Origin of the sequence: Pseudoalteromonas 'SMAR', assembly GCF_048515945.1 — a bacterium.
Classification (GTDB): Bacteria; Pseudomonadota; Gammaproteobacteria; order Enterobacterales; family Alteromonadaceae; genus Pseudoalteromonas.
In genome coordinates, this window is the sequence record NZ_JBLWMW010000002.1 from 41091 (window position 1) to 55482 (window position 14392).

12 protein-coding genes and 1 riboswitch are annotated in these 14392 nt (G+C 46.4%); of the genes, 7 read left to right on the forward strand and 5 right to left on the reverse strand.

What is annotated here, in order from left to right:
* Positions 1-139: 139 nt before the first annotated feature.
* Positions 140-796 carry a TetR/AcrR family transcriptional regulator gene (locus tag ACNKW2_RS01475; protein ID WP_419146966.1) on the forward strand — a complete coding sequence of 219 codons (657 nt, stop codon included), beginning with the start codon at positions 140-142 and terminating at the stop codon, positions 794-796.
* Positions 797-1180: 384 nt separating this feature from the next.
* Complete coding sequence (thiI, locus tag ACNKW2_RS01480) at positions 1181-2638, forward strand: tRNA uracil 4-sulfurtransferase ThiI (protein ID WP_419146967.1); 1458 nt, start codon at positions 1181-1183, stop codon at positions 2636-2638.
* On the opposite strand, the gene ACNKW2_RS01485 is transcribed toward thiI, so the two are convergent.
* Together ACNKW2_RS01485 and ACNKW2_RS01490 are read right to left on the reverse strand one after the other, a co-directional pair.
* Positions 2619-3521 carry a ketopantoate reductase family protein gene (locus tag ACNKW2_RS01485; protein ID WP_419146968.1) on the reverse strand — a complete coding sequence of 301 codons (903 nt, stop codon included), beginning with the start codon at positions 3519-3521 and terminating at the stop codon, positions 2619-2621. The genes thiI and ACNKW2_RS01485 overlap by 20 nt on opposite strands.
* Complete coding sequence (locus tag ACNKW2_RS01490; RefSeq protein ID WP_419146969.1) at positions 3514-4047, reverse strand: VanZ family protein; 534 nt, start codon at positions 4045-4047, stop codon at positions 3514-3516. The genes ACNKW2_RS01485 and ACNKW2_RS01490 overlap by 8 nt, the downstream gene beginning before the upstream one ends.
* Here ACNKW2_RS01490 and ACNKW2_RS01495 point away from each other — a divergent pair.
* Positions 4013-4495: a YajQ family cyclic di-GMP-binding protein gene (locus ACNKW2_RS01495; protein WP_419146970.1), complete on the forward strand. Its 483-nt coding sequence runs from the start codon at positions 4013-4015 to the stop codon at positions 4493-4495. The two genes, ACNKW2_RS01490 and ACNKW2_RS01495, sit on opposite strands and share 35 nt — an antisense overlap.
* A gap of 87 nt (positions 4496-4582) precedes the next feature.
* Positions 4583-4767, forward strand: a riboswitch (cobalamin riboswitch).
* A gap of 35 nt (positions 4768-4802) precedes the next feature.
* Entirely contained in the window at positions 4803-6665 is a 1863-nt protein-coding gene (locus ACNKW2_RS01500) for a TonB-dependent receptor domain-containing protein (RefSeq protein ID WP_419146971.1), read from the forward strand.
* A 36-nt stretch (positions 6666-6701) separates the two neighbouring features.
* Here the strand turns inward: ACNKW2_RS01500 and msrA are convergent, their stop codons facing one another.
* From msrA to ACNKW2_RS01515, 3 genes are read right to left on the reverse strand one after another with little or no spacing between them, the layout of a single operon-like run.
* Positions 6702-7232 (reverse strand): peptide-methionine (S)-S-oxide reductase MsrA, encoded by a 531-nt coding sequence (msrA, locus tag ACNKW2_RS01505; RefSeq protein WP_419146972.1) that lies wholly within the window; start codon positions 7230-7232, stop codon positions 6702-6704.
* Positions 7233-10331 (reverse strand): efflux RND transporter permease subunit, encoded by a 3099-nt coding sequence (locus ACNKW2_RS01510; protein ID WP_419146973.1) that lies wholly within the window; start codon positions 10329-10331, stop codon positions 7233-7235.
* A 5-nt stretch (positions 10332-10336) separates the two neighbouring features.
* Entirely contained in the window at positions 10337-11389 is a 1053-nt protein-coding gene (locus tag ACNKW2_RS01515; RefSeq protein ID WP_419146974.1) for an efflux RND transporter periplasmic adaptor subunit, read from the reverse strand.
* A 227-nt stretch (positions 11390-11616) separates the two neighbouring features.
* Here ACNKW2_RS01515 and ACNKW2_RS01520 point away from each other — a divergent pair, with 227 nt between their 5' ends.
* The 3 genes from ACNKW2_RS01520 to ACNKW2_RS01530 are packed head-to-tail and all read left to right on the forward strand — an operon-like array spanning position 11617 to position 14384.
* Entirely contained in the window at positions 11617-12318 is a 702-nt protein-coding gene (locus tag ACNKW2_RS01520) for a DUF2982 domain-containing protein (RefSeq protein ID WP_419146975.1), read from the forward strand.
* Between the two features lie 24 nt (positions 12319-12342).
* The gene (locus ACNKW2_RS01525) at positions 12343-12675 is read left to right on the forward strand and encodes a hypothetical protein (RefSeq protein ID WP_419146976.1); all 333 of its coding nucleotides are present in this window, start codon (positions 12343-12345) and stop codon (positions 12673-12675) included.
* A gap of 17 nt (positions 12676-12692) precedes the next feature.
* Positions 12693-14384, forward strand: coding sequence for an Lcl C-terminal domain-containing protein (locus ACNKW2_RS01530; RefSeq protein WP_419146977.1), 1692 nt, complete (start codon positions 12693-12695; stop codon positions 14382-14384).
* The last annotated feature ends 8 nt before the right edge of the window (positions 14385-14392 follow it).

Genomic DNA, 14392 nt, shown 5'->3' on the forward strand with positions numbered 1-14392 from the left:
AACACTGGTCAGCTTTGTCAGACTTACGCTTATATCCCATCGTGTTTAGTGTTATTTTGAAGCCTAGTTCCAACGCTTGCCCAGTCAAGGGCTCTGCAGCATCAGTGTGTCATCAAACCAACAGCAATAGAGAATCGCAATGAATACCAAGGAAAAAATCATCCGCACCAGTATCGCGTTATTTAATCTGCATGGAGAGCGAGCGATTACCACCAATCATATCGCGTCGAGTTTGGGGATAAGCCCTGGTAATTTGTATTATCACTTTAAAAACAAAGAAGACATCATTCGCCAGATTTTTTCACTCTACAGTGAGCATTTGAATGAGCACTTTAAGCCAATGGCGCAGCAGCAAGGTGCGTTAGAGCAGCTCACGCAATACCTCGACTCTTTATTCGATTTAATGTGGCGTTACCACTTTTTTTACGACAACCTCACCGACATTCTGGCCCGTGATGAAGAGCTAAAAAAACAATATATCGCTTTCCAAGCGAGGTTATTGGAGCAGGTTAAAGCGGTGGTTCTAGGTCTTAGAGGCAGTGATATTATCGCCATCTCCGATGCCGATGCCACGGAAGTGGCGCATATGCTGAAAATGACCGTAAGTTTTTGGACACCTTACGTAAAAGCGCGCAGAATGACTGGAGTGCTGGAGCAGCAAGACATATACAATGGCATCGTCAAAGTATTAATGTTGTTTAAGCCCTACGCCACGCCATCTAGTGCGCCTGAAATTGCGCGTTTGCAAGCACATTACCAAAATTTAGCAGAAACCAGCCTACCCAGTATTGCCTAGTTATACCAATCCACATTAATACTTGCTCAATTTGAGGGAGCAAATTTGACGCTAACTGCGTTAAAAATTTCTTATTTAGAACAACTAAATAGCAAAATTTTTGCCTTGCCTATATGGATGTAGGTACCAGGGCGATAGCAGGACGCGGGAGCGGAGTTATCGACAGAATTTTCTTGCCTCAAATAGACCACTTAATTAAGCGAATTGGTATTAATCATGCCGCGTTTGCGGCTCTACAAACTGTTTATTTCCTAATCGCCCGCTAATTTGCTATACTCGCGCGCCCGAACTGTCCTTCGGTCTGTGTGTGCGTTGTTGCTGTCTTTTGATGGCTAGCAGCTGTGTTATCGCGAGCCGACAATCGAACCAACTAGAGTGACTTGTATGTTGAAATTTATCGTCAAATTGCACCCTGAAATTGCAATTAAAAGCAAATCCGTCCGTAAGCGTTTTACCAAGGTACTAGAAAAGAACATCAAAATGCTACTGGTGCGCGTTGACGAAAAAGTAAAAGTCAAAAACAACTGGGATAATATCTCAGTTGTGAGCCAGTTGGATGACGAGAAAACGCGCTTAGCGCTTATCGATAACCTTAAGCGCACGCCCGGTATTGTGCAGTTTATTGAGGTACAAGAAACTCAGTTCGAAAACTTAGACGATATTTACCAACAAACCATTGCTTTAGTTGAGCCGCTGATCACCGGCAAAACCTTTTGTGTGCGTGTAAAGCGTCAGGGCAAGCATGACTTTACTTCCAGCGATGTTGAGCGTTACGTCGGTGGGGGCCTGAATCAGCACGTAGCTGGTGCCAGCGTACGACTGAAAAAGCCCGACGTCACCGTTAAAATTGAAATTAAAGACGACAAAGCCTACATCGTCCGTCACCAACATTTTGGTTTAGGTGGCTTCCCGCTGCCAACTCAAGAAGATGTACTCTCTTTGATCTCGGGTGGTTTTGACTCGGGAGTGGCAACCTATCAAATGATGCGTAAAGGCGCCCGCACTCACTTTTTATTCTTTAACTTAGGTGGTGCGGCCCATGAAATCGGCGTAAAGCAAGTTAGTCATTATTTGTGGAAGCAATTTAGCTCAACCCATAAAGTAAAGTTTATTACGGTAGACTTTGAACCTGTGGTGGCTGAAATTCTCGAAAACGTTGAAAGCGGCCAGATGGGCGTAGTGCTTAAGCGTATGATGATGCGTGCAGCTGCAACCGTGGCGGAGCGCTTAGGGATCCCAGCGATTGTCACCGGTGAAAGCATTGGTCAGGTCTCAAGTCAGACGCTAGCTAACCTCAATGTCATTGACCGGGTTACCGAAATGCTGATTTTGCGCCCACTTATTCAACACGATAAAGAAGAAATTATTCGTATTGCCAGAGCCATTGGCACCAATGAGATGGCGGAGTCGATGCCAGAATACTGTGGCGTGATCTCGAAAAAGCCTACGGTAAAAGCACAGCTAGATAAAATTCAGGCCGAAGAAGCTAAATTCGACTTTGATGTTTTAGATACTGTGGTTGGCAATGCCACAGTGAAAGTTATACGTGATATTGAAGTGGAAGCAAAAGAGGAAGTCAAAGAGGCGGAATCGGTCAGTGAATTGCCGGCTAATGCTGTGGTATTGGATATTCGTTCGCCAGAGGAAGAAGACGCAAATCCCCTTGAGTTAGAAGGCACAGAAGTGATCCACCTACCATTCTTTAGACTGGCCACCAAGTTTGGCGACTTACCACAAGATAAAGAGTATTTCTTATATTGTGCCCGAGGGGTAATGAGTCAGTTGCAAGCCTTGATCTTGCACGAGAATGGCCACGCCAACGTTAAAGTGTATCGCCCTTAAGCTCACCACTCACTTGCTGTAACAGTGCTTCGTTTTGTGGGGCACTGTTACCTTGTTGTTGTGCTTTGGCGACAATAAAGCCACACATGGCATCGATTTCAGTTTGCCGCTGCTTGGCGACATCTTGCGCCATGGAAGAAAAGTTGGCCGCGGTTTGCGCCATCACGGTGTAGGCCAACTGTAAAATATCGGCTAAAGGTAAGTTGACCCCTGAACTTGCCGCCACCACTTGCACTTCATTTAATAACGCTAAAATCTGGCGACTATACTGAGGCTGACGTAACTGACCATTATTCACCTGAGCTAGGGCAGAAAGCGGGTTAATGGCAATATTCACCGCTAACTTTTGCCACAGCTTAGTCATAATATCAGCACAAGGCTCGGCGTGTTCCAGGGTGCTAAATAAACGGCTAAACACGGCTTGATAGTTGTCTGTTGCGGCGTCATTGAGCGGCCCAAACCAAGAAGCCCCTTGACCGGTATGATGCACGGTGTGCGCGGTTTTATAGCCAGCCATGGCAGTACTGAAAAAATAGGCCGATTGCTGTCCCTGCAGTTGCGCTAAGGCACTTTGCCAATCCAACATGCCATTATGACTGATAATAAGCTTAGCATTGGCACTGAGCTTGGGCAGAAACTGCATAAACGCTTCTTGTGCTTGATAAGATTTCACTGGCATGAGCAGCAGGTCGATGCTGTTATCGGCGATGGATTGCAGTTGGCAAGTTGCCACCTCAAGTGGCTGTGTATGTCCTGCACCGTGATAGTAGTAGCGTTCAGAGTGAGCTTTACGGGTAACCAAGGTTACAGCAAATTGTTTGCTAAGGTGCTTTGCCATCAATAATCCAATGGCACCATCACCGACAATATACAGCTTAGGCATGCCGCCCCCGGCGCCAGTAATCCCAAAGGTAATACAGTGCAAAGTAACTAAGCGCACCGGCAATATCAGCAATAAAATCGGTCGTTGAGGCTACACGGTTAGGCAGTGTAAGCTGCATCCACTCAATACCTGCACCATATAGCGATAGCAATAAGAAGTGTACCCAAAACTTAAAGTTAAAGGCATGATGAGATATAAAAGCTAGCACAAAAAAAACGGCAAAGTGTGCAACTTTATCAAAATGAAGAAAAAGCTTAGGGGAAAAAGTTGCTTCTTTAGCCAGCAAAGTAAAAATAATTAAAGCGATAATTAATAGGGTTTTATAAACACGCCTTGTCACAATACATCCTACTTCTGTATGAGCGAGCAAGCAGTATAACATTGAAAACTGGCTATTGGGTGAACATCCTAAAGTCGTAGTGTAAAAATAATCGCCACCAGTACAGCCACACAGTGCTATAATCGGGGCAAAATGAATTGAGGAGAAGCAGATGCCTTCATTTGATATTGTGTCTGAAATTGACATGACAGAAGCAAGAAACACAGTCGATAACGCCACCAGAGAGCTCGAAACGCGCTACGATTTTCGTGGTGTGGATGCCGAAATCTCATTAAGCGGTGAGGTGATTAATCTTAAAGCAGAAGCCGAAAGCCAAGTGATGCAGTTATTCGATATGTTAGTGGCGAAAGCGGCCAAGCGTGGCCTTGATGTTGCCAGTTTTGAGCTAAAAGACATTGAACGTTCGGGCAAAAATGTATCGCGCAAAGTCGCGTTAAAGCAGGGCATTGATAAAGACATGGCTAAGAAGCTGGTTAAGCTTATTAAAGATTCTAAAATCAAAGTTCAAGCGTCAATCCAAGGCGACACGGTACGAGTCAATGGTAAGAAACGTGATGACTTGCAAGAAGTGATGCAGTTGGTGCGTTCAGGTGAGTTGGGTCAACCTTTCCAGTTTAAAAACTTCCGCGATTAATCCCCCATAGTGAGCACCTTACCAAGTAAGGTGCCTCTAGATTTCTAGACGTCCATTGACATTGTTACCGAAACCCCAGACAATAGCCGCGAATTTCCAAGGTGCTGTACACAACCTAGCTGGGTTGCCAAATGTATAGATAATCGGGAAGTTGGTGCGAGTGAAAAGGAAAGTCATCGAGCTCAAGGCCAACGCTGCCCCCGCAACGGTAAAGTGAGTCTGCTGTTTAGCGCTTACTCAGCCCGGAGACCGGCCTTGGAGTGGTCACTATTTGTTCTTGTACGGTGGGTACAAGTTAGGGGAATCCATGGTTAATAAAACTGCTATTAGCGCAGCCGTTGCTGCCGTTATCTCGTGCTCGGCGATCGCTGAGCAAAACATAGAACACATTCGTGTTACTGCGAATAAATTCACGCAATCCTTACCAGACACATTGGCCGCCGTGTCGGTGATCCAGCGTCATGAGATTGAAAAAAGTAATGCCTTAGATGTTATTTCATTGCTTGATACTGTGGCTGGTATTCAAGCCGTTCGCAATGGTGGCTTGGGCCAAAGTGTCAGCCTGTTTTTGCGTGGTAATGATGCCAAGCACACCCTAGTGTTGGTCGATGGTGTACGAGTGTCTGACGCTAATTCCGGAGCTGCCTCATTGAGTAATATACCGCTGAATAGTATTGAGCGTATTGAAGTGATCCGCGGCGCTAAAGCGGCAATTTATGGCTCAGATGCCATTGCCGGTGTGATCAATATCATCAGTCGTGAAGGCAGTAAAAACACCCTTGCTGTTACTTCTGGCAGCAATAATTACTCCGACGTTGAAGGGACTGCGCATTATAAAAAGGCATTACTGAACATCTCGGCCAACGTGGGATATGTCGAAACCGATGGCTATGACGTCATCGCTAAAGATCCGGCCTTGGCAGTGAGCAAAAACCACGACCGCGATGGTTATCGCAATGGCAATATGGGCGTTAATATCAGTTATGGCGATCGGGCCAGAGGACTCTTCTCGCTGCGCTCGCAGTACAGTGAAGGCAAGGGCGAGTATGATGCCTTTGGCAGTGATGAATATCGCTTTCAAAATTACACCAATAAACTGAGTTGGCAAAGAAGTCATGATGCCTTTTCTCAACAAGTCGCGTTTAGTAATGGCCAAGAAGAAAATAAACAAATCGGTAGCAGCAGTGATGACAACGCGTATGTGACTAAGCGCAGCCAATTTGAATATCAGTCACAATTTCACTTCAGTGATGCGCTGTTATTTACTGGTAACATCACCTTTTTAAACGAAGATGTTGGTGCCTCTACGGCGAAGTTTTCTGAGTCGCAACGAGATAACCTCTCGGTTGCATTAGGTGCATTTTATAATGATGACAATTGGCTTGCAGAAGTGGCGCTGCGTAGCGATGATTATGACTTTCACGGTCGTGCCAACACCTACACCCTAGCCATTGGCAAAAGGTTGAGCAATGATATTAGTATCAAGCTAAATCATGGTACGGCGTTTCGGGCGCCTTCTTTATCGCAAGCCTTTACCGTCGATAGCCCTTATTACTTACCTAACCCAAATATTGCTCCGGAACAAGCCACTAATAATGAACTGATTGTGAGCTACTCTGGTGCAGATGTTCGTGCTGAAATTGCACTCTATGACAATCGCATTTCCGATAAAATTGTTTACCAGCAAAACGATGCGTGGAAATACGTACCATACAATATTGAGCGCGCAGACTTCAGCGGTGCAGACTTGAGTGTTGCTGTGAATGATGGTTTTGGCTTCACCCATACCGTCAATGCCAGTTATACCCGAGCCGAAGATGCTGCTAGCAATGAGCAGCTACTGCGCCGTGCTAAACGAACCTTCACCTACTCACTCAGCAAACAATGGCATAAATTAGACGCTACCTTAACCTTGCTGCATCGTGGTAAACGCAATGATAATGTTTGGGGAGCGGGTGGCGCTTATGTTGCTGAGTTGCCCGCTTATACCGTGATTAATTTATCTGCCAACTATCAGCTATTGGAGGATATAAAGCTCACCGCCAGATTGGAAAACCTTGGCGACAAGCAGTATTTCAATGCCACAGCTGGAGAGGCAAGCGATGGTACCTTGCTAGGTTATAAGCCACCTGGCCGTGAAGCCTATGTGGGTGTCAGTTACACCTTTTAATTGCCGTTTAAAAGCAGCGCTAACCGCGCTGCTTTTTTACTTAAGGTAGGCGGCAAACTGCTTAGAAAACTTTTCCACCTTAGGGGCAATTAAAATACTGCAATAGCCTTGGTTGGGATTGGCCGCATAGTAGTCTTGGTGGTATGACTCAGCGGCATAAAATTCCGCTGCCGGACTCAGCTCGGTGACAATCTCAGCATCATAATTGGCTTGTAGCTGCGCGATATAATCTGCAGTTTGTTGCTGTTGCTGGGCATTATGATAAAACACCACACTGCGGTATTGGGTGCCAATGTCGTTCCCTTGACGGTTTAATTGGGTGGGGTCGTGAAGGGTAAAAAACATCTCTAACAACACCGCAAAGCTGACCTGCTCAGGGTCGAAATGCAGTTGCACCACTTCGGCATGACCACTTTCGCCAGTACAGATATCTTGATAGCTGGGGTTGTTGGTGTGACCACCAGTATAGCCGGATTGCACCGATTCTACGCCTTTAACGCGGCGAAATGCCGCGTCGATACACCAAAAGCATCCGCCACCTAAAGTGGCGACTTGAGTGTCTGCCATTTATCTCTCCTGCTCTGGAAATTGCTGCGATTGTGTTGCCAACTGCTTAGCGGTTACCTCTGGCGAGCGTGTGTTTCTGGCTAGCAGGGTGTAAGCCGTTGGGATCACAAATAAGGTTAGTATGGTCGCCACACTCACGCCAGCGAAGATCACAATACCAATCACCATGCGGCTTTCAGAGCCTGGGCCTGAAGCCAGTACCAAGGGGATTGAGCTCATCACTGTGGTTAACGAGGTCATAATAATCGGTCGTAAACGCTGTGCGGCCGCATCGATCACTGCCTGTTCGAATGGCAAACCCTTATCGCGCAATTGGTTGGCAAACTCCACAATAAGAATGCCGTTTTTAGCGCTTAAGCCAATCAACATAACAATACCAATTTGACTGTAAATATTCAGGGTACTGTCGGTAAGGAAGAGGCCATACATGGCACCGACCAACCCAAGCGGGACCGTGAGCATGATCACCAGCGGGTGAACAAAGCTTTCAAACTGTGCCGCAAGTACTAAGAAGGTCACTGTCAACGCTAAAATAAACACATAGGTCATGGCCGAGGCGCCTTCATAAAAGAGTTGTGACTCGCCCTTATAGTCAACGGCGCCATCGATATCGTTCTCTTCAGCGGCGACCCTATTAAGAAACTCTAAGGCTTCCGCTAAGGTATAATCACCGGCAAGATTGGCTGTAATGGTAATGGCTCGCATGCGGTTGTAACGGTTAAGGCGCGATGCCGTGGCTTCTTCTTTTATGCTGATCAAACTGTCTAATGGCACTAATTCTGCAGTGCGGGATTTGACATAAATATCGGCAATATTATTAGGGGCAGCAAAGTCACTCTTGGTGCCCTTAAGGATCACGTCGTATTCCTCGCCGCGGTCGATAAAGGTAGTGACACGGCGTTGGCCCAACATGGTTTCCAACGTTTGCCCGATGGCACTGACCGACACACCTAAATCGGCGGCTTTGGTTTTATCGATGCTGACTAAAAATTGCGGGAAGGTTTCCTTGTAGTCATGGTCGAGACGAACCAAGCCTTTGTTCTCTCTGGCACGTGCTAAGATGCGGTCACGCCAGTCAACCAGCTCATCGTAATCGTTGCCTTGTAAGACAAACTCAATGGGGCGTGAGTTGCCACCGCCACCGATACCACGGCGCATAATCGCAAAAGCACGAATGTCAGTGATGCCTTGCATTTTGCCGCTGATCTCACCCATGACTTCCCAAGTAGAACGTTTGCGTTCATCCCAATCAGGCATGCCCACTATAGCCACACCACCTTGGCCACCCCAACCGGGTACGCGTACTAAAACGCGGCTCAGCTCTTTTGATTCAACGTAGGGCAGCAATTGCTGTTCGATTTTAGCCATATTAGCGGCGTTATTCTCATAGCTGGCGCCCTCTGGTCCGTTCATCATCACAAAGAAGGTACCACGGTCTTCTTTTGGAGTCAGTTCCGAGGGGATCTGCTGAAACAAACTGTAGCTGGTAAAACCGGCGAGAATGAGCATTACAATGAGGCTATATTTACGCTTTAAATTGTCTTGTAAAACGCCGCGGTAGCCTTGCTCTAGACGCGAAAATTGACGGTCCATCCACTGACTAAAGCGGCTTTCAGAGCTACTGGGTTTGAGTACTTTTGAACACAGTGCCGGAGACAGGGTTAACGCTGTAATACTGGAAAAGAGCACTGCAGCACTCACTGCAAAGGCAAATTCAGTAAATAACGCACCAATACGACCGTCCATAAACACCAGTGGAATAAACACCGACACCAGCACTAGGGTAGTGGCAATAATGGCAAAGCCAACCTCTCGAGCGCCGCGGTATGCTGCCAACAATTTCGGCTCTCCAAGTTCAATGCGGCGATAAATGTTTTCTAACATTACGATGGCGTCATCCACCACTAAGCCGATGGCTAATACCAGAGCAAGCAAAGTCAGTAAGTTAATTGAATAGCCCATGGCAAGTAAAAACATAAAGGTAGCAATAAGCGCAACAGGCACTGTGACGGCTGGGATCAAGGTGGCACGAATGTTACCCAAGAAAATATAGATAACCAGCACCACCAGAGCCATGGCAATGGCCAAAGTGCGGTACACTTCGCTAATGGATTCGCGAATAAACACAGAAGAGTCGTAGCTGTCTTGAATAGTAGTGCCTTCTGGTAGATTGCGCTTAATCTTTTCCAGCTCTTTTCTGGCATTATCCACCACTTCTAGGGTATTGGCTTTGGCTTGCTTCACTATCCCCATGCCAATCATATTACGGCCATTACCACGGAAAGTACTTTCATCGTCGGCGGCTTCAAGCTGCACGTCGGCCACTTCACCTAAGCGCACCAAATAGCCTTGTTCACCACGCTTAATCACCAAGTTATCGAAGTCTTTTTGAGTTTTGTAGCTGCGGGCGATGCGCACCGAGAAGTCACGATCAATCGATTCGATTTCACCAGCAGGGAGCTCGACGTTTTCGCGGCGCAGTACTTGTTCTATATCGCCACTGGTGATCCCCCGAGCGGCCATGGCCTTGCGATCGAGCCAGATTTTCATGGCGTACTGGCGTTCACCACCAATGCGCACATTGGATACACCATCGACCACCGCCAACCGGTCGACTATTAAACGCTGGGCATAATCAGACAGTTGTAAGGTATCCATGGTTTCACTATTCAAAACAAACCAAGCAATGGGGCTTTCATCACTGTTTGACTTAGAGACTTCTGGCGGTCTTACTTGCTCTGGTAGTCGGTCTAGGGCGCGTGATACCCGCTCACGGACATCGTTCGCGGCGGCATCAATGTCACGAGAGATAGTAAACTCAATAGTGATATTAGAGCGACCATTGCGGCTACTGGACGTGATGCTTTTTATCCCTTCAATACCGGAAATACGATTTTCTAGCACTTGGGTGATTTTGGTTTCTACTACCTCAGCAGAGGCCCCTGTGTAGTTAGTGCTAACACTCACTATTGGGCTTTCTATATCGGGGTATTCCCGCAGTGGTAACATTGAAAAGGCGACCAAGCCAAAAGTGAGTAACAGTAAGTTAATTACGATGGCGAAAATGGGACGTTTTACGGCTGTGTCTGTGATCCTCACTGCGCTTACCCCTTGACCTTAACTTTTGAGCCTGAGCGGATTTTCAATGTGCCCTCGGTCACAACTTGTTGGCCTTCTTGTAAGCCCTTATTTATTGCCACCCAGCCACTAAAGCGAGTTTGCAGTTGCACTTCACGCTGCTGTGCCGTGCCTTGCTCATCAATAACAAAAACAAAATGCTTGTCTTGACGCGGGATGATGCTTTTTTCCGGGATTAATAATGCCGTTAGTGTCTCCAGCTCAAGTGCCACATGCAGCAGCATACCCGGGCGCAGACGGTGCTCTGGGTTGTCAAAACTAGCGGTGACTCTGACAGAGCGAGTTTGTTCATTAATGCGTGGGTCGATATGTGATACTTCGCCGCTGAACGTTTCTCCTGGGTACGCTTCGCTGGTGGCGTTCACTTGCATGCCTATGGCCAGTTGCGCCAGGTACTTTTCTGGAACTTGAAAGTCGACCTTAATGATGCTGATGTCATCAAGGGTGGTGAGCACGGTGTTATTGTTAACAAAGCTACCAATAGAGACATTTCTAGTGCCCAGTAAACCATCGAATGGCGCGTAAATAGACAGTTCAGCCAGTTTGGTTGTGGTCGCTTCTAACTGCGCCGTTAAGGTATCCACTTTTGCCGATTGTGCTTCCAGTTGTGAGCGCGCTGCAGATTGAGTTTGCGCCAGGTTCTTAAGTCGCTTAAGTTGGCGGATCTCTTCTTTGAGAGTCACTTTCAAGGCTTTGATGTCGAGCTGCTCTTCGTCATCTCTAAGTTGGGCGAGCTTGTCGCCTCGCTTAACCACGTCACCATCATCAAAATACAAGGCGGTAATGTAGTCGCTTTGGGCGCTGGTGACATTTATCGCTTGATTTGCCCTAGCTGAGCCAATAGAGTTGACCGCAATGGTGCGCTGCTCGGTGGTGACCGTGTGTGATTTAACAGCAGTAGCAGAGCCAGCCCCTCGAGTAGGTTGACCTTGTGATTGTGGTAAATACAGATAGCCGCTTATGGCAATCAGCACAACGATAATAAAAGGGAAGAGTGCTTTTCCTGTTTGATGACGCATAGCTTTAACCTAGAATTTAGTTTGACTCTAGTTTACAAAATTAAACGATAGCAGAGTCTACGGCGTATCCTATTAATTTGTGTGTTTGACGAAAATATCGCTAAACTTGGGAGCTTGTACCAATTTGAGTAATATGAAATCGAGCAATTCTTGCAAACAATGCATGACTATACGAAGGTTAGTTGTCTGGGCGATCATCATGTACCTTTTCTACTGTTGGTATACTTATGCTTGAAGCGAAAATAAGGGCCACCGCAGACCGTCATGGCGCCGAATTTATGCTGGTGGGTGGCATTGGGTTGGTGGTGATCATGCTATTCGTCAACCTGCGCGGCACAGGGATAACCATATTAGAAATTTTTCTTGCCAGTGCCATGTTGGTGGCTATTTTTATTGGCTTTTTAAAAAGTCAGCAACCTTATTACAGTTTATATCTTACAAAACATACTGTTAGATATGTACATAAGTATGGTTATTGGTGTATTGCTCACGATAACTTACACTCGTGCGGCATTCCTAAAGCACATCAAGGGCTTGAAACACTTGAGTTAAATGCAGTTGGTATTAAACTTAATAGCATTGATGAGTTTCTAACAGACTTAACACCTCGGTTAGCAGGAAAATTATTGATAGAACAGCGGCATATTTTTTTACAAGCTGTTAAAATGCATTGCGAAAATGGCAACTGCCCGTCCGAATGGCTAATTGAAGAAACGACTTACCGTTCCAAAGCTGGCTTAGAATATACTGGACTGATGGCAATGTTTGCTAATCGAATGGACAATTTAAGAACAGTGACAGGTTATGACCTTTTGGTCCCGGCTGCAGCTTTAGATAGGGACATTTGGCGATTTTCAGCGTTGTTAAACCGCTGGAAACTTAATCCAGAGAAGGTGGTGAAAACATTGATAGAAGAATCAACCACCTAAGAAGATGTAACAGGAATCACCAACATGAGCATAGAGTCTTCCTACATTAAAAGTGGGCGAAATACGCTTATTCATAAAGACAAAAAATTAGACCTTGTAATCGTTAATGGCGAAAATCATCCAAAAATTAAGGTCACTGCTACCGGGCTACAACCATTTAAAGAAGAATTACCGAAAAATCGCCGTGAAGCAAAAGAGCGCTATTTAGAAATTGTTCATGTCTCTAGCATTGATGTGTTTGGTGAAGTGAAACGTCTGTTATTTATTCAAGCGTTGGATGGCCGTGAATACAAAGTAGACTACAGCAAGGTGGGTACTAAGCTATTTGTTAGGATACACCAAGAAAGCTATTTATAAATGCAATAAGGAGCGGTATGAGTGCACTAAGGTGGAGAAGTGCCATTTTACTGATCAGCATCCTAAGTGGATGTGGCGGTGGTGGCGGTTCCGGTGACGACAGCAGTGCTGAGGTAAGCGCTTCAGTGAATGCCGGTGCCGATCTGCAAGTGATGGAAAAATCTGAGGTAACTATCACAGCTCAGGCTTCCCCAGCAGAAGGCAGTTTCAGCTGGCAAATTATTTCAGGCCCTAATGTTGAAGGCTTTCCCATTACTGAATCTCAGGCGGTATTCACCGCCCCAGATGTCAAAGCAGACGTCGAGCTTGTGATTCAAGTAAGTTATACCGCGCCTAATGGTAGTTCCGCATCCGACTATGTTACGGTCGCTATTCAATCTCAAAACCAATTACCAGAACCCGTTATTTCGCAAATCGCACCTGAGGGCAAGGTTAAGTATCAAGACACCATTACCTTAAGCGCTCAAGATTCAATGGACCAAGATGAAAACGGTTTCATCGCTTCATATCAATGGCAGCTTCTTCAGGGGCCAGAAACCGTTCAAGCAGATAACTTAAACCGGGAAACCCTGAGCTTTACCCATCCATTGCTGGATATGGCACAAGCTGCTGTATGGCAGTTAACGGTTATCGATGATGAAGGGGGCAGCGCCAGCACTCAATTTAGTGTTGGCTTGGTGGCTAATCCAGAGGTTATCATTGCTGACGCTGGAGAGGATAAGCAAGTTCAGGAGTTCGATGCCGTTACCCTTGATGGCAGTAACAGCGATACAGTATCTGGGCAAAAGCAATGCATTTGGAGTCAGCTTACCAGCGGTGAGCAGGTTGAGCTACAAAATGCCAATAGCTGCATTACTAGCTTTACTGCACCGGATCAAAACCGCCAGAGTGAGTTGCAGTTTCAGTTGCAGGTTACCGACAGCCAAAACCGCACTGCAAACGACAATATCACCGTTGCAATCAATGCTAAGCCATTGGGTAAGATAAACGATACTGGACAAACACAATGCTATAACAACTCTCAGGCTATTACTTGCACTGACAGCAGTTTTGCGGCGCAAGATGCCCAGCGGGGGCGAGATTTTTATGCTGCAGTGGTGGCCAAAGAAGGGGATGGCGAAGCGGGGTTTGATTTTACTAAACTAAACCGTTTTGCTGATGAACTGCCTGACGATGCCAGTGATTTTGCCTGTGTGAGAGACAATGTTACTGGGCTTATTTGGGAGGTCAAAGAGGCTTCAGCGGGTATGCTTCCTAATACTTCTCAGCGCAACGCTCAAAATAGCTATACTTGGTCATTACGTGCTAGCGACAGTGACATTCAAGGTAGCTATGAAGCCCCTGCGAATACCATTTGTCCTCAAGACAGTCATTGCGGCATTCAAGCCTTGATTGACGAAGTGAACAATCCCACAGCAGGTGAGCAAAGTTATTGTGGCGGTAACAACTGGCGGCTACCTACTTACACAGAGTTGCTGAGTATTATTGATTATGGTGCTGATGGAAATGTGCTACTCGACCAACAATTGTTTCCCCATCTTCCGAGCGAGAGTGTGTTAGGACACCTTTATTATTGGACTGCTCAATCGAGCATTGATGGTCTTAGTGGTACTCAACGCCGGGCGTTTGTTTTCGACATGATGACCGGCAATGACTTTGCCATTGAAAAGTCCAGCGCCGCCTTTGTTCGCTTAGTAAGAAACCCATAGGAGTGGGC